The sequence below is a fragment of the Actinomadura sp. 6N118 genome (genome assembly GCF_044326415.1).
GTDB lineage: Bacteria > Actinomycetota > Actinomycetes > Streptosporangiales > Streptosporangiaceae > Spirillospora.
The window spans coordinates 29825-45362 of the sequence record NZ_JBIRAZ010000025.1 but is presented as its reverse complement, the minus strand read 5'-3'; the positions used below and the strand labels follow the sequence as shown (position 1 = coordinate 45362).

At 70.0% G+C, this 15538-nt stretch carries 15 protein-coding genes; 10 read left to right on the top strand and 5 right to left on the bottom strand.

What is annotated here, in order from left to right; all coding sequences use genetic code 11:
- The first annotated feature begins 27 nt into the window (after nt 1-27).
- The 5 genes from ACH34W_RS44660 to ACH34W_RS44640 all read left to right on the top strand — a co-directional run bounded on the left by ACH34W_RS44660 (nt 28) and on the right by ACH34W_RS44640 (nt 5900).
- Nucleotides 28-1545, top strand: coding sequence for a sugar ABC transporter ATP-binding protein (locus tag ACH34W_RS44660; RefSeq protein WP_395967306.1), 1518 nt, complete (start codon nt 28-30; stop codon nt 1543-1545).
- Nucleotides 1542-2546 carry an ABC transporter permease gene (locus ACH34W_RS44655; protein WP_395967305.1) on the top strand — a complete coding sequence of 335 codons (1005 nt, stop codon included), beginning with the start codon at nt 1542-1544 and terminating at the stop codon, nt 2544-2546. The genes ACH34W_RS44660 and ACH34W_RS44655 overlap by 4 nt, the downstream gene beginning before the upstream one ends.
- Nucleotides 2547-2612: 66 nt before the next feature.
- The gene (locus ACH34W_RS44650; RefSeq protein ID WP_395967304.1) at nt 2613-3668 is read left to right on the top strand and encodes an ABC transporter substrate-binding protein; all 1056 of its coding nucleotides are present in this window, start codon (nt 2613-2615) and stop codon (nt 3666-3668) included.
- Between the two features lie 61 nt (nt 3669-3729).
- Nucleotides 3730-4878: a Gfo/Idh/MocA family protein gene (locus ACH34W_RS44645; RefSeq protein WP_395967303.1), complete on the top strand. Its 1149-nt coding sequence runs from the start codon at nt 3730-3732 to the stop codon at nt 4876-4878.
- Nucleotides 4875-5900: a sugar phosphate isomerase/epimerase family protein gene (locus ACH34W_RS44640; protein ID WP_395967302.1), complete on the top strand. Its 1026-nt coding sequence runs from the start codon at nt 4875-4877 to the stop codon at nt 5898-5900. Before ACH34W_RS44645 ends, ACH34W_RS44640 begins: the two co-directional genes overlap by 4 nt.
- Before the next feature lie 46 nt (nt 5901-5946).
- On the opposite strand, the gene ACH34W_RS44635 is transcribed toward ACH34W_RS44640, so the two are convergent.
- The gene (locus ACH34W_RS44635; RefSeq protein ID WP_395967301.1) at nt 5947-6423 is read right to left on the bottom strand and encodes a MarR family winged helix-turn-helix transcriptional regulator; all 477 of its coding nucleotides are present in this window, start codon (nt 6421-6423) and stop codon (nt 5947-5949) included.
- An 82-nt stretch (nt 6424-6505) separates the two neighbouring features.
- On the opposite strand from ACH34W_RS44635, the gene ACH34W_RS44630 reads away from it, so the two are divergent.
- Nucleotides 6506-7339: a TIGR03619 family F420-dependent LLM class oxidoreductase gene (locus ACH34W_RS44630; protein WP_395967300.1), complete on the top strand. Its 834-nt coding sequence runs from the start codon at nt 6506-6508 to the stop codon at nt 7337-7339.
- 17 nt (nt 7340-7356) lie between these two features.
- Here ACH34W_RS44630 and ACH34W_RS44625 read toward each other — a convergent pair whose 3' ends face one another.
- Together ACH34W_RS44625 and ACH34W_RS44620 are read right to left on the bottom strand one after the other, a co-directional pair.
- Nucleotides 7357-8031 carry a cupin domain-containing protein gene (locus ACH34W_RS44625; protein ID WP_395967299.1) on the bottom strand — a complete coding sequence of 225 codons (675 nt, stop codon included), beginning with the start codon at nt 8029-8031 and terminating at the stop codon, nt 7357-7359.
- 10 nt (nt 8032-8041) lie between these two features.
- Nucleotides 8042-8989 carry an NADP-dependent oxidoreductase gene (locus ACH34W_RS44620; RefSeq protein ID WP_395967421.1) on the bottom strand — a complete coding sequence of 316 codons (948 nt, stop codon included), beginning with the start codon at nt 8987-8989 and terminating at the stop codon, nt 8042-8044.
- A 202-nt stretch (nt 8990-9191) separates the two neighbouring features.
- Here ACH34W_RS44620 and ACH34W_RS44615 point away from each other — a divergent pair, with 202 nt between their 5' ends.
- Nucleotides 9192-9782, top strand: a complete 591-nt coding sequence (locus ACH34W_RS44615; protein ID WP_395967298.1) for a hypothetical protein — start codon at nt 9192-9194, stop codon at nt 9780-9782.
- On the opposite strand, the gene ACH34W_RS44610 is transcribed toward ACH34W_RS44615, so the two are convergent.
- Nucleotides 9683-10270, bottom strand: a complete 588-nt coding sequence (locus ACH34W_RS44610; protein WP_395967297.1) for a Uma2 family endonuclease — start codon at nt 10268-10270, stop codon at nt 9683-9685. The two genes, ACH34W_RS44615 and ACH34W_RS44610, sit on opposite strands and share 100 nt — an antisense overlap.
- A gap of 195 nt (nt 10271-10465) precedes the next feature.
- Between ACH34W_RS44610 and ACH34W_RS44605 the strand changes: the two genes are divergently transcribed.
- The 3 genes from ACH34W_RS44605 (at nt 10466) to ACH34W_RS44595 (ending at nt 15074) form a co-directional block, all read left to right on the top strand.
- Nucleotides 10466-11029: a DUF1707 domain-containing protein gene (locus tag ACH34W_RS44605; RefSeq protein WP_395967296.1), complete on the top strand. Its 564-nt coding sequence runs from the start codon at nt 10466-10468 to the stop codon at nt 11027-11029.
- A gap of 938 nt (nt 11030-11967) precedes the next feature.
- Nucleotides 11968-14124, top strand: a complete 2157-nt coding sequence (locus ACH34W_RS44600) for a hypothetical protein (RefSeq protein ID WP_395967295.1) — start codon at nt 11968-11970, stop codon at nt 14122-14124.
- Nucleotides 14121-15074 (top strand): D-cysteine desulfhydrase family protein, encoded by a 954-nt coding sequence (locus ACH34W_RS44595; RefSeq protein ID WP_395967294.1) that lies wholly within the window; start codon nt 14121-14123, stop codon nt 15072-15074. The genes ACH34W_RS44600 and ACH34W_RS44595 overlap by 4 nt, the downstream gene beginning before the upstream one ends.
- Before the next feature lie 141 nt (nt 15075-15215).
- Here the strand turns inward: ACH34W_RS44595 and ACH34W_RS44590 are convergent, their stop codons facing one another.
- Entirely contained in the window at nt 15216-15404 is a 189-nt protein-coding gene (locus tag ACH34W_RS44590) for a hypothetical protein (RefSeq protein ID WP_395967293.1), read from the bottom strand.
- Nucleotides 15405-15538: the final 134 nt, after the last annotated feature.

Below are 15538 nucleotides of genomic sequence, written 5' to 3'. Positions count from 1 at the left end.
CCACCCGTTCGATCGAGGAGCCCCCCTATGGGCCAAGCCACCTCGCCGCCGCTGCTGCGGATGCGCGGGATCGTCAAGGAGTTCCCCGGCGTTCGCGCGCTGGACGGCGTCGACCTCGAAGTGCGCGCCGGCGAGGTCCACTGCCTGCTCGGGCAGAACGGCGCCGGCAAGTCGACCCTCATCAAGGTGCTGGCCGGAGCGCACCGGCCCGACCAGGGCGAGATCGAGCTGGACGGCGTGCCGCAGCGCTTCGCCGACCCGACGGCCGCGATGCGGGCCGGGATCGCGACCATCTACCAGGAGCTGGACCTGGTCGCCGGGCTCTCGGTGGCCGACAACATCTTCCTCGGCCACGAGCGGGCCCGATGGGGCTTCACCCGCCGGGGCGAGGGGGAGAAGGCGGCCCGCGAGCTGATGGGCCGGCTCGGCCACCCGGAGATCCCGCCGCGCCGCGAGGTGGGCCGCCTCCCGGCCGCCGGGCAGCAGGTCGTGAGCATGGCGCGGGCACTGTCCCACGACGCGCGCCTCATCGTGATGGACGAGCCGTCCGCCGCGCTGGCCCACGACGAGGTGGAGAACCTCTTCCGCATCATCCGCGAGCTGACCGCCACCGGCGTGGCCGTCGTCTACATCTCGCACCGGCTGGCCGAGATCCGCGAGATCGGCGACCGCGTCACCGTGCTCAAGGACGGCCGTTCGGTGGCCGGCAACCTTCCTGCGCGCACCACCCCGACCAGCCAGGTCGTCGCCCTCATGACCGGACGGGACGTGGAGTACGCGTTCCCGGACCCGGGCGAGCCCGCCGACGACCAGCCCGAGGTGCTGCGGGTCGAGAACCTCTCGCTGAAGGGGGCGTTCGAGAACGTCTCGTTCAGCATCCGCGGCGGCGAGATCGTCGGGCTTGCGGGACTGGTCGGCGCGGGACGCTCGGAGATCCTGGAGACCATCTACGGCGCGCGCCGTCCCACGTCCGGCCGGGTGCTGATGGAGGGGCGGCCGGTCCGGCCCGGCGACACCGGCGCGGCCGTGCGCCGCGGCATGGGCCTGGCGCCCGAGGAGCGCAAGAGCCAGGCGCTGCTGCTGAACGAGACCGTCGCCGCCAACATCAGCCTCGCCGGCCTCGGCCGGTACGCGAAGGCGGGCTGGCTGGACCGGCGCCGCGAGCAGGCCGACGCGCACGCACAGATCAAGGCGCTCGACATCCGGCCGAACGACCCGCGCCGGCAGGTGAAGACCCTGTCGGGCGGCAACCAGCAGAAGGTCATCCTCGCCCGCTGGCTGCTGAACGGCCGCAAGCTGCTCATCCTCGATGAGCCCACTCGCGGCGTGGACGTCGGCGCCCGGGCCGAGCTCTACGGCGTCGTCCGGCGGCTGGCCGACGAGGGCATCGCGGTGCTGCTCGTCTCCAGCGAGGTCCCCGAGGTCCTCGGCCTCGCCGACCGGGTCCTGGTCATCCGTGAGGGCCACCTCATCCACGAGGCGCCCGCCTCCGAACTCGACGAATCCCGTGTTCTCAACATGATCATGGAGGGCAGTGCACTTTGAGCGACGCCACCTCCCTCAAGAAGGCGCCCGCCCCGGCCAACGGCAACCGCCGCGTCTGGCAGGGAATGGGCGAGGTGCGGCATGTCGGCCTGGTCGCGGCGCTCGTGCTGCTCGCGATCGTCGGCCTGATCACCGAACCCGACAACTTCGCGACGTCCGGCAACATGGTCGGCATCCTGGCGCTGGCGTCCACGATCGGCGTCATCACGGTCGGGATGACGTTCGTCATCATCGGCGGCGGCATCGACCTGTCGGTCGGCGCCCTCATGGCGCTGGCCTCGGTATGGGCGACCACGGTCGCCACCCAGTCGTACGGGCCGTGGGTGATGGCGCTCTGCGCGATCCTGGTCGGCGCCGGCGCCGGGCTGGTCAACGGCCTCCTCGTCTCGTACGGGCGGCTGGTCCCGTTCATCGCCACCCTCGCCATGCTCGTCGCCGCGCGCGGACTCGCACAGCGGATGTCCGACCGCAAGACCCAGCTGATCCGCCCGGAGAACGACGCCATCGAGGCGCTGTCGACCACCAAGGTCCTCGGCCTGCCCCTGGTGGTGTTCATCTTCGCGGCGGTCGCCGTGGCGGGCTGGGTGCTGCTCAACCGCACCACGTTCGGCCGCCGCACGTTCGCGGTCGGCGGCAACCCCGAGGCCGCCCGGCTGGCGGGCATCAACATCCGGCGGCACACCCTGGCGCTCTACGCGCTGTCGGGGCTGTGCTGCGGCATCGCCGCGATCATCATCATGGCCCGCACCACCACCGGCTCCAGCACCCACGGAGACCTGTACGAGCTGGACGCGATCGCCGCCGTCATCATCGGCGGCACGCTGCTCACCGGGGGGCGCGGCACGCTGCTGGGCTCGATCCTCGGTGTCCTCGTCTTCACCCTCATCACCAACTTGTTCATCCTGAACGGCCTGCAGACCAGTGACCAGCTCATCGCCAAGGGCGTGATCATCGTCATCGCCGTGCTGCTGCAGCGCCGCGGCTTGCGCACTCCCACGTAGCCCCGTAGCCCCCGCAGATGACCCCGCATTAACCCCCCGCTTTTTCCACCCCCCTGGGAGCACGTCATGACTGAGCACAGCCGTCCAAGCCGCCGCGGAGTGTTGTTCGGCGGCGCGATGATCGGAGCGGGCGCCCTCGCGACCGCCTGCACCAGCAACGAGGAGAAGGACCCCGCGCCGGTCGCGCAGACCGGCGCCGGCGGCGGGGACAACGACAAGCCCGGCAAGGCCGTGACCATTGGATTCTCCGCGCCGGCGGCCGACCACGGCTGGATCGGGGCCATCGCCAAGAACGCGCAGGCGACGGCCAAGCAGTACTCCGACGTCACGTTCAAGCCCGTCGAGCCCACCAACGACATCAACCAGCAGATCTCCGCGGTCGAGTCGCTGATCTCGGCGAAGGTCAGCGTGCTGGTGCTGCTGCCCAACGACGGCGAGCAGCTCAACCAGGTGGCGCGCAAGGCGACGGACGCGGGCATCCCGGTGGTCAACCTCGACCGCGTCTTTCCCGACAAGCTGTCGTACCGGACCTGGATCGGCGGCGACAACTACGGCATGGGCGTGGCCGCCGGGCACTACGTCGGCAAGAAGCTCAAGGACAAGGGCGTGGCCAAGCCGGTCATCCTCGAGATCCAGGGCATCGCCACGCTGCCCCTCACCCAGGACCGCAGCAAGGGCTTCGCCGACGCGCTCAAGACCTACGGCTTCACCGTGACCGCCAAGCAGGACGCCAAGTTCACGGTGGAGAGCGGCAACCAGGTCGCCAGCAACCTGCTCCAGGCGCACAAGAAGATCGACGCGCTCTGGAACCACGACGACGACCAGGGCGTGGGCGTGCTCGCGGCCATCAAGCAGGCCGGCCGCAAGGAGTTCTTCATGGTCGGCGGCGCCGGCTCCGCCAACGCGATGCGCGAGATCAAGGCCGGTGGGCTGCTGGAGGCGACCGTGACCTACAGCCCGACGATGGCCGGCTCGGCCATCAAGGTCGCCCGGTTGCTCGCGCAGGGCCGGGGCATGGGTGATCTCGTCGAGCTCCAGGTGCCGCAGTCGATCACCCTGGCGTCCGAGACGATCACCAAGGCGAACGTGGACCGCTATCTGCCGCTCGGCTTCGAGTCCTAAGCAGCGAACCGAGAAGCGAACCGACAAGCGGAACCGAAGCGGAAACGGAGAAGGGAGACGTATGACCACGGTCGGGGTCGGGATGGTGGGGTACGCGTTCATGGGGCGCGCACACTCCCAGGCGTGGCGAAGCGTCGGGCCGTTCTTCGACCCGCCGGTGCGGCCCGTGATGGCCGCGCTGGCGGGCCGGACGGAGGAGAAGGTGCGCGCCGCGGCGGCGGAGCTCGGCTGGGCGTCGGTCGAGACGGACTGGAAGGAGCTGCTCCGCCGCGACGACATCGGCCTGATCGACATCTGCACGCCGGGTGACGGCCACGCCGAGATCGCGGTGGCGGCGCTGGACGCGGGCAAGCACGTGCTGTGCGAGAAACCCCTCGCCAACAGCGTCGCGGAGGCGGAGGCCATGGTGGCGGCGGCCGAGCGGGCCCAGGCACGCGGGGTTCGCTCGATGGTCGGATTCAACTACCGGCGCGTGCCCGCCGTCACCCTCGCCCACAAGCTGGTGGTCGAGGGGCGGATCGGCACGGTGCGCCATATCCGGGCGCAGTATCTGCAGGACTGGCTGAACGACCCGGAAGCGCCGTGGTCGTGGCGCGTGGACCGCGACCGGTCCGGGTCGGGCGCGCTCGGCGACATCGGCGCGCACATCATCGACACCACGCAGTTCATCACCGGTGACTCGCTCGTCGGGGTGACGGCGCTGACCGAGACCTTCGTCGCGGAGCGGCCCTACCCGGACGGCACGGGCCGCGGCCGGGTGACGGTCGACGACGCGGCGTTGTTCATCGGGCGGACGAGCCGTGGCGCCACCGCGTCGTTCGAGGCCACCCGGGTCGCGGCGGGGAGGAAGAACTCGCTGCGCTTCGAGATCAACGGCTCGAAGGGCAGCCTGGCCTTCGACTTGGAGTCCATGAACGAGCTCTGGTTCCACGACGGGACCGCCGACTCGGTCGAGGCGGGCTTCCGCCGGATCGTCGTCACCGAGCCGGACCATCCGTACATCGGCGCCTGGTGGCCGCCCGGTCACGTGCTCGGCTACGAGCACTCGTTCACCCATGAGCTGGCCGACCTGCTGGCCGCGATCGGCGAGGGCACCGACCCGCGCCCCTCGTTCGCCGACGGGCTGCAGGTACAGCGGGTGCTGGCGGCGGTCGAGGAGAGCGCCGCGCGCGGCAGCGGCTGGACGTCTGTTGAAGGGAGCGCATCATGACTGAACCTACGACGGGAAGGCCGGTCACCCTCTTCACCGGTCAGTGGGCGGACCTGCCGTTCGAGGAGGTCTGCCGGCTCGCCGCCGACTGGGGCTACGACGGGCTGGAGATCGCCTGCTGGGGCGACCACTTCGAGGTCGACAAGGCCCTCGCGGACGACTCGTACGTGCCGCGCAAGCTGGAGATGCTGCGCAAGCACGACCTGAGCGTCTGGACGATCTCCAACCACCTCGTCGGCCAGGCGGTCTGCGACCAGCCCATCGACGAACGGCACCAGGCGATCCTGCCCGCCCGCATCTGGGGGGACGGGGAGCCGGAGGGCGTCCGGCAGCGGGCCGCGGACGAGATGAAGGACACCGCCCGGGCCGCCGCGCGGCTCGGGGTGCGCACGGTCGTCGGCTTCACCGGGTCGTCGATCTGGCATCTGGTGGCGATGTTCCCGCCGGTCACGCCGGGCATGGTCGAACGCGGGTACGAGGACTTCGCGGAGCGGTGGAACCCGATCCTCGACGTCTTCGACGCGGAGGGCGTCCGCTTCGCCCACGAGGTGCACCCCAGCGAGATCGCCTACGACCACCACACGACCGTCCGCACGCTGGAGGCCATCGGGCACCGTCCCGCGTTCGGCCTCAACTGGGACCCCTCCCACATGGTGTGGCAGGACATCGACCCGGTGAACTTCCTGCTGGACTTCAGCGACCGCATCTACCACGTGGACTGCAAGGACACCAAGCTGCGCATCCGCGACGGCCATCGGGGGCGTCTGTCCTCGCATCTGCCGTGGGGAGACCTTCGCCGTTCCTGGGACTTCGTCTCCACCGGGCGCGGCGACGTCCCCTGGGAGGACTGCTTCCGCGCGCTCAACGCCATCGGCTACGACGGCCCGATCTCCATCGAGTGGGAGGACGCCGGCATGGACCGGCTCCAGGGCGCACCTGAGTCCCTGGCGTACGTGCGTGCCCTCAACTCCATCACACCTCCGACTACGTCGTTCGACGCGGCCTTCGGCGGTGACAGCTAATCGGCGGTGACGCTCATTAGCGGTGACGGCTAGCCGGTCGTGACGGCTAGCCGGTCTTGCGGCGTGGTCGTTCGGTCTGCTCGGTCCAGAAGGGCTCCATGACCCGGCCGATCGCCTTGGCGACGGTGCGGAGCTCTTCTGGACTCAGCGGCCCGAACACCTCTGCGCGTACCTGGTCGGCGAGGGCACGCGCTCGTTCGTGCAGCGCGCGCCCCTCCGCCGTGATGCGGACCGAATAGCGCCTGCGATCCTTCGGGTCGCGGGCGCGTTCGCATAGGCCGAGAGCCTCCAGATCGTCGACCAGTCCGACCATCAGGGTCGGGTCGAGCAGGAGGTAGGTCGCCATCTCCTGCTGGGAGAGCGTCTCGCGGGAGCTCAGCATCGCCAGGACGAGATAGTGGCGGACGCGGATCTCCAGGGGCTGCAGGGCCTCCTCCAGGCGTTGCTCCAGCCACCAGCCGCACTTGGACAGCTGGAAACCCAGCACGTTCGCTAGTCCCTCGGGAAGGGCGGAGTCGGCCACGGGCCAAGGGTATATCGATCCGAGCATCGCTCGCCTCGACTGTCTATTGACACGATCGTAGAACTTTTCGATTATCTAGGTCATGACAACACCTACGATCGGGCTGTTCGGAGCGAACCTGCACGCGTGCGCCGAGCCGTTCGGCGCGGCTCGCGTCGCCGCCCTCGCCGAGGAACTCGGCTATGACTCGCTCTGGGTCGCCGACCACCCGGCCCTGCCGAGCCCTCGGACGGAGCAGTCGCCGATGGAGCCGGACGAGCCGTTGCTGGAGCCCGTGGTGGCACTCGCCCACCTGGCCGCGCACACCGAGCGCATCCTGCTAGGGACGGGGTGCGTGGTGCTGCCGCAACGCAACCCTGTGATCCTCGCCAAGCAGCTGGCCGGCATCGATGTGCTGAGCCGGGGACGGCTCGTCTTCGGCGTGGCGGTCGGATACCTGGAGGCGGAAATGCGTGCGATCGGCATTCCAATGGAAGGGCGCGGCGCGCGCGCCGACGAGTACCTGCAGGCCATGAGCTCGCTTTGGTACGACGAGAAGCCGGAATTCCATGGAGAGTACGTGGACTTCGAGGGCGTGGACGCCTATCCGCGTCCCGTCCAGCATCCCGTTCCGGTGGTGGTCGGAGGGCACAGCCCGGCGGCCCATCGCCGGGCTGCGCGGCATGGAGCCTGGATGGGGTGGCTCCTGGGGCTGCGTGCCACCGCGGAGCAGTTGGCGGCGCTGCGTGCTACGGAAGCGACCGTGCATGTGTCGGTGGTGCCTCAGCGGCGGTTGGACCCCGACGTGGTGCGGGCGTACGGAGAGCTCGGCGTCGACCGGCTCATCGCGATCCCGCCCTTGGGGCTGCGGCCCGAGGAACTGATCCAGTTCGTCACGGACCACGCGCCCGAACGGTTGGAGGCCCGGGCAGTCTGACCGGGGGCGGGATCGCCTCAGACGCGGAAGTCGGCGAAGTCGAAGCCCGGCGAAACGATGCAGCTGACCAGGACCTCTTCGGCCGTGGCGGGCCGGGCGGCCTGCCAGACCCCGCCGGGTATGACGGCCTGCGGGACCTCGCCGGACTCCAGGCCTGCGCCGAGAGTGATGGCGGTCTCCTCGCCGGGACGGTCCCCGTCGCCGCCCAAGAGGAGCGTCAGTGGACCACCGCGATGCCACAGCCAGACCTCGTCCGAACGTACGGCGTGCCACATGGATTCCTCGCCGGGCGGGAGGAGGAAGTAGATGCCGGTGGCGCTGGCACGTTCACCCGGGTAGCCGTCAGGCGTGAAGCTCGGCGCCGTCTTCCAGGTCTCGCGGAACCACCCGCCCTCAGGATGGGGGAGGAGGTCCAGGGCCTCGGCGGTCGCCGGACGTTCCAGCAGGGCCGTGTGGTGGCCATTGGGTGCCCGGCGGAGGTAGCGGAGACCGGACGCGGCCGTACGGTCGACCGTGCCGCGCGGTGGGGAATCCATGGCCACCGCGATGATCTGGCTTTCGCTGAAGACTTCGTCGGCGACGGCGAGTGCGGCCTTGGGATCGTCCGGTGCCCAGCAGGCACCCGCCTCGTCCAGGACGAAGCGGGGGCCATCGTCGGCTTGCCAGGCTTCCAGCGTTGTCAGCAACAGCACAAGAACGAGCCTATTGGTCCGGGTGCACGGTCTGGTCCGGGTGCACGGTGAGCACGATCTTGCCCGTGGCGCGGTTGGTCTCGCCGCGTTCATGGGCCTTGGCCGCCTCGGCGAGCGGAACGGCCGTGTCGATCTCGGCGCGCAGCCGCCCGGCCTCGGCCAGCGCGGCTATCTCACGCATGTTGTGGTGATCGGGCTGGACGAGCAGCGTCTCCGTACGGATGCCTGGCGCGTCGAACTCCTCCAGCCTGCTCAGCACAAGGGAGACGAGCAGTCCGCCCGGCCGGAGCGTCCGGACGGAACGGGGGCCGTAGTCGCCGCCGATGGCGTCGAAGACGACATCGATGTCGCTGACGGCCTCGGCGAAGTCGGTGGTGCGGTAGTCGATCGCCTCGTCGATGCCCAGGCCGCGCAGGAAGTCGTGCTTGGGCGCGCTGGCGGTGCCGATGACGTACGCGCCGCGCGCCTTGGCGATCTGGACCGCCAGGTGGCCCACGCCGCCTGCCGCCGCGTGGATGAGGACACGCTGACCGGGCTGCACGTCGGCGACGTCGACCAGGGACTGCCAGGCGGTCAGCGCGGCGAGCGGAATGGCGCCCGCCTGAACGTGGTCGATGTTCGACGGCTTACGGGCGAAGTAGCGCGAGGGTGCGGCCACGTACTCGGCATAGGCACCGTTGCCGAACGGGTACTTGAGCATGCCGAAGACCTCGTCGCCCGGTTTGAGGAGCGCCACGCCGAGGCCGACCTTCTCCACCACGCCGGAGACATCCCAGCCGAGGACGAAAGGCGGCTCGCCCAGCATGGCGCCGGTCGCGCGGATCTTCCAGTCCGCCGGGTTGACCCCGGCCGCGTGGACGCGCACGAGCACCTCGGTGGGGCCGGGCTCGGGGCGGTCGGCTTCTATCTCCTTGAGGACCTCCGGACCTCCGAGAATGTCCTGGCTGATGGCGCGCATACGAGTGGTCATGTGGCCAGCCTGCCGTGGCGTCGCGGCGGCGGACAGTGGCCGGATTGCCAATTACTGCAAGGATCTGGCCAGCCGTTGGCTTCACATATCGGGGCCGGCTTCACCCGTCCGGGGGAGCCGGGAGATACCCGCGCGGGAAGTGGCAGCGCGGGCCCGGCGCGAGCATGGCGGTGTGGACAGGAGAAAGACCATGGACGCCGTACCTCGCTGGGCCAACGTGGCGGCCCATCTCGTACCGCTGACCGTGCTGCCGTTCGGACTCTGGTTGATCGCCATCGGCGTCGGCGTGCCGCTGGGGTTCAGCGGGGAGGTCGCGGACGGGCCGTCGTGGAGGTTGACGCCGTCCGTCCTGACGTTCAGCCTCGTCATCGAGTTCTTCGCGTTTCTCGCGCTGGGGCTGGTGCGGCCGTGGGGTGAGGTGTTCCCGCGCTGGATCCCGTTCGTCGGCGGCCGCAACGTGCCGACGCTCTTCGCGGCCAGCGCCGGGTCGCTCGGCGCCGTCGCGGTCACGATCCTCGGCGTCGTGGGGGCGCTGGGATGGTCCGAGGCCTTAGCTCAGCCTGGTGCCCCGGAGGGAGTCGCGGCGTGGGTGATGATCCTTTGCTACGTGCCGTTCGTCGCTTGGGGGCCGCTGCTGGCGGTCGTGACCGTGCACTACCTGCTGCGCCGTACGCGCGGAACTTACTCCATCTCGGAGAGCCGGGCGGGGTCGAAGCCGACCGGAAACGGCACCTCCATGGAGAACGACTCGCCAGCCTTCACCTTTCGGACCATTCGGTAGCCGGACTCGGTGAGCTCCAGAACCGTCAGCTTGGGGCGGGGCTCCAGGTCGACGAGCCAGTAGTGCGGGATGCCGATCGCCGCGTACTCGTTCACCTTGGTCACCCGGTCGTTCACCTCGCTGCCCGTACGGGGCGAGACGATCTCGCTGACCAGCAGCAGGTCCGGTCCGTAGTAGGTGCGGCGGGTGCGGCTCTCCAGCGCGGTCCGCGCCACGTCCCGGCTGACCACGAAGACATCGGGCTTGCGGACCCCGGCGGGCGTGGTGACGTCCTGTGGGATGCCCGCGACGTGCATGTCCGCGTCCGCGTGCCGCGCCGCCGCCTTGAGGATCTCCTTGAGCCGCTCGGCGGCATGGTCGTGCCAAAGGTCGCCGGGCAGTTCGGTGAGCCAGCCGTCGGCGAGCTCGTAGCGCCTGCCGTCCTCCGGCATGGCGTCCAGGTCATAGAGCGTGTACGGGCCGTGCGGGTGGCCGACGGTGCTGGTCACGAGGTCGAATCTAGTGGAAAAGGCCTGGTCAGGGCGGTAGGCGTGAATGGCGAGTCGGCGAGCTGGCCGAGATGTGCCCTTTCTCTGGATTTCTCTCGATAAGCGAGGGAGGTCGGGTTAAGATACATCTCGTTCATGCCTTGACCTTCCCCTAGCGGCAGGGTGCAGGCTCGGAGGCGGACAAAGGAGGGACGTATGGGTCTCAACCCCACCCTGCGCGCCTCGGACCAGGAAAGGGACGAGGTGCTCGTCCGGCTGCACACCGCGTACGCCGAAGGCAGGCTCACGGACGCGGAGCTGGACGAGCGCATCGACCTGGTCCTGTCGGCGCGCACGCACGGTGAGCTGGACCGGCTGGCCACCGACCTGCCCACGTGGCCGGTCCCGGAGAAGGCCGCCGCCACCTCCGCGCCGCGCATCGGCGGACGCTTCCAGCTGGCCTACAAGAGCAGCATGAGGCGTGCCGGCCGCTGGCGCGTCCCCGACCAGTGCACGGCCATCGCCTACAAGGGCGGCTGCCTCCTGGACCTGCGCGACGCGGACCTGTGCGGGCTGACCACCCTCCACGTGATCGCCTACAAGTCCACCATCGAGATCATCGTCCCGCCCGGCGCCCGTGTGGAGATCTCCGGCATCGGCATCTCCACCGAACTCCGCGAACCGGCCGGCCCCGCCGCCCCGGTCATCCACGTCCGGGGCCTCGCCTACAAAGGACACATCGAGGCAAAAGATCACCTCTACCGCCATGAACGTTCATGAGGTGATATGAACGCTCCCGCAGCCTGATCGGCTGCCGATCAAACCGATGTGCGCCCGAAGACGGATGCGGCGCGGTTTGATGGTGAGTCATCGTAAATGGCTAAGGAGCGCGAGTGACGGCGAGCGACCTTTCGGGTACGTCCCGGGAGATCCGGCGGCGGCTGACGACCGACCCCCAACGGGTGACAGGCGACGGCTCACCCTGGCAGCTGGCATACGAAGCCTGGCGCACGGCCGACCTGGCCTGGTCCGGCGACTCCGGCCCCACCAAGCTCCGCAAACCCGCCCGCAAGTCCAAGTCGCGCGCCGCCAAACCCAAAACCAAGCCCGCCGCCGCACCCGCGCCTGCCGCCGCTCCCAAGCCCGCGACCGCTCCCAAGCCCGCGACCGCATCCAAGCCCGCGACCGCATCCAAGGCCATCACGCCTGACCCTGTGGCCATCCGTGAGCCCGCAGCCGCGTCTGCCGCCGTACCCATGGTTGCGGCCACGTCTGACTCTGCGCTTGCCGCCGAACCCATAGCTGCGGCCGCCGCTGAGCCTGCCGATGCCTCCGCGCCCGCCGCCGCAAACGGCTCCTCCGCAAACGGCTCCTCCGCGCCCGCCGCGTCCGACGCTGAGGCTGCGCCTAAGCCCGCTGCCGCGTCTGCGGCTACCGCTACGTCCAAACCCGTCGCAGAGTCCGCAACTGCCGCCACACCGGCGCCTGCGGCCGCATCTGGGACCGTCGCGTCGGCGGCTGTGGCCGCATCTGAGCCCGCAGTTGTTTCCGAGTCTGTTGCCGCCAACGGAGCTGCCACGGTCGCGGAGCCTGCCGGTGTGTCCGAGTCCGTCGTCGCGGCTGCGGCCGGATCTGTTTCCGCGCCTGCTAGTGCCAATGGAGCTGCCGCCGAGTCCGAGGCTGCCGCTGCGACTGAGTCCGCTGTCGCCTCTGCGGACATGTCTGAGGCTGCCACGCCTGCTGCTGCGGCGGATGTGCCGCAACAGGTCTTGAGTGCGGGTGCCGGTGGGCGGCGGGGTGGGTTGTTGCGGGCGGTGGCGATGGCTGCTGCGGTCGTGGTTGTTGCGGGCGGGGGTGTTTACGCGCTGAGCAAGGGTGAGGGCGAGGGGCGGGCATCGGCGGCTCCTGGGGCGGAGATGGCCGATCAGGTCTTCGTCGCCAATCAGGCGAGGCCGGATGGGCTGGTGCAGGACGTCGCCGCTGTGGCTGCGGTGGGGGCGACCGTTGTGGCGATCGGTACCGAGGGGGAGGAGAGCGCTTCTCGGGCTGAGTTCCTTGTGTCTGGGGATGCCGGGCGCACGTGGCGGCTTGCCCGGGTGCGAGGTGCGGATGGGGGTGAGCCCACGCTGGGGGATCGGCCGCGGGTAGTCGCGGGTGGGCAGGGCGCCTGGGTCGCGCTCGGGCGGGGCGTGGTGTGGACCAGCACGGACGCGCGGACTTGGACTCGGCAGGCAGCGCCGCTTGAGCAGGTCGACGGGCTTGCCAGGACGGCTTCGGGGCTTGTGGCCGTGGGCAAGGCGAATGGGCGTGCGGCCGTCTGGATCTCGGCCGATGGGCGGAGCTGGGAGCGGAACGATCGGGTTGGTGCGACCTTCGACCGGGTGGCCTCGGTGGGCGATGTCGTTGTCGCGCGCGGCACGTCCAGCAAGAAGGTCACCAAGAAAAAGAAGAAGCGCAAGGTCACCACGACCGTGCACACGCAGGGGTACTGGCGGTCGGCCGACGGTGGCCGTACGTGGGCGCCGGTCACCATCCGGCAGGGCGAGGGCTCCTTTGGGAACGCGTGGGGGCTTGCGGGTGGGCCGGGCGCGTTCTTTGTCTACCGGGAAGGCAAGCGGGTCACCGGGCCCAAGAAGCGGCGTAAGACCGAGCGCTTCAGTGTCGTCTTCGGGTCGGCAGATGGGACGACGTGGTCTCCCTACGGACGTGTCAACGGTCGGGTCGTTCGGCTTGGGGGTTCTGGGGCGGGGTTGACCGCCCTTGCCGGTGCGCGGTTGTTCCGGAGCAAGGACGGCAAGGCGTGGCAGCCTGCGGGCGAGACTCAGGGGACCGTGAACGGGATGTCCGTTGGGGAGGGTGGTGTTCCCGTCGTCGTGGGGCGGCGGGCCGAGGATCCCTACCTGGCGGTCTCCGGGCAGGCCGTTGATCTGAAGAAGGTCCCGGGTGTCGTACAGCCGGAACGCACGGTGGCGGCCATTGCGGCGGGCAGCGGCATGGTGGCCGTTGGCAGCTCCAACCGTGAGGCCACGGTGTGGTCTGGCGGCGGGTGGACGCGTTATGGCCTCGGCAAGGGGCGGTTGACCGACGTCGCGTACGGGCCCAAGGGCTGGGTCGCGATCGGCCGCGACGACCGGGAGAAGGCGCTGGCGGTGACCTCGCCGGACGGCAAGGCGTGGGCCCCGGTGACCGTGAGCGGAGAAGGGGCGCTCGGGGCCGTCACCTCGGGTGCCAAGGGATACGTGGTGGTCGGCGTGGCGGAAGGCGCCGCGAGGACGTGGCGGTCGGCCGATCTCAAGAAGTGGACGCGTTCCGCCAATCTGGACAAGGGGACGTGGATGCGGGACGTGGTGGCCACGTCCACGGGTTATGTGGCTGTCGGCGGACGCCAGAGCGCCGGGGGCAGCCGGCCTGCTGTCTGGACCTCGGCTGACGGGGTGAAGTGGACCGCTGCTCCGGCGCCGACGCTGCCGTCCGGTCTGACGGCGGGTGTGCTGGCGCAGGTGGCCGTCCGGGGTGACCGGTTGGTCGCGATGGGGTCCGGTGGCGCCTCCGGGCAGGGCTTCGTCGGCGAATCGGCCGACGGCGGGCGTACGTGGCGCATGGCCGTTCCGGCCGGGGCCACGACGCTCACGGCCGTCACCGCCACGGCGAAGGGGTTCGTGCTGGCGGGCGTCTCCCAACGGGACGTCGCGTTGTGGACGTCTCCGGACGGGGTGGCCTGGCAGCGGTCGCCCGCGCGGGGCACGGGCCTGGACGGGCCGGGCGACCAGCGGCTCACCGGGATGACCGCGCTCGGGTCCGAGCTGGTCGCGGTGGGGGTCACGGCCGACCATCGTGGCGAGTCGCCGACGCTGTGGCGCACAATGGCCCCATGATCGATCATCCCCGTACCGTCCTCGGGCACTGGCCGACGCCGCTGGAGCACGCGCCGCGGCTGACCGCCGCGCTGGGCGGCCCGCAGATCTGGATCAAGCGCGACGACTGCACCGGGCTGGCGATCGGCGGGAACAAGACGCGCAAGCTGGAGTACCTGCTCGGGCAGGCGCAGGCGGAGGGGCACACGACCGTCGTCACGTTCGGCGCGGTGCAGTCCAACCACGCGCGGCAGACGGCTGCCGCCTGCGCGCGGCTGGGGTTGCGGTGCGAGCTGCTGCTGAGCCGTTCGGTGCCGCGGACGGACGCGCTGTACGAGACGTCCGGCAACGTGTTCCTCGACGGGCTGCTGGGCGCGCGGGTGCGTTTCGTCGACGGTTTGGACGAGACGGTGGCGGCACTGGAGGAGATCGGTCCCGCGTACGTCATCCCGGCGGGCGGCTCCAACGCGGTCGGTGCCCTGGGCTATGTGAACGCGGCGCTGGAGTTCGCCGAGCAGATGCGCGAGGCCGATCGGATCGTGGTCGCGAGCAGCACCACCGGCACAGTTGCGGGCCTGCTGGTGGGGTTGGAGCAGGCGGATCTCCAGACCGTCGTCGAGGCGATCTGCGTATACCGGCCGGCGGACGAGACGGAGGCCGAGCTGGACAAGCTGGTCGGCGAGACGTCCGGACTCGTGGGTGTCGTCCCGCGCACGGGTGGGCGCCATGTGCGGGACGACTGGTTCGGCCCCGGGTACGGGATGCCCACCCCGGAGATGGCCGAGGCGGTACGGCTGTTCGCCCGCACCGAAGGTGTGCTGCTGGACCCTGTTTATTCGGGTAAGGCGGCCGCGGCGCTCGTCGGCATGGTGCGTTCAGGAGAGATAGGCCCGGACGAGACCGTTGTGTTCTGGCATACGGGCGGCTCGCCCGGGCTCTTCGTCTATCCGGACGTCTTCACCGAGCGGTAGCCGTCAGCCGTTGCAGCCGCAGGAGCAGCCTTTCGGGCAAGAGCAACCACCGCCATGTCCGCAACTGCATCCACCTTGTGCCATGGACGGAACGTACCTCCGGGTCGGTGTCGGGACTATGGCTGTCACGCGACGTTACGCTCACGTGCGGATGTGCAGGTCGATGCCCAGCAGGATGAGGATCCACAGGAATATGGCCAGCAGTGCGCTGAGCACGCGGCGCAGGAGGTCGGGGTAGATGTAGCCGCGGTCCCACGCCACGAAGATGCCGATGATGATGTAGATGAGGCCGATCAGGCCGATGCCCCGGCCGCGAAATCGGTACGCCATGTGGGCGTCTCCTTCCAAGGTGCTGACTGACGCCCGAGCGGTGCCCGGGGTCGCGGGAAGGAAACACCGGCGTTTTTCGGTGCGGTTCCGTGTCGATCTATGGGTCCCGCCCAAATACGGGACAGGTTTCGGGG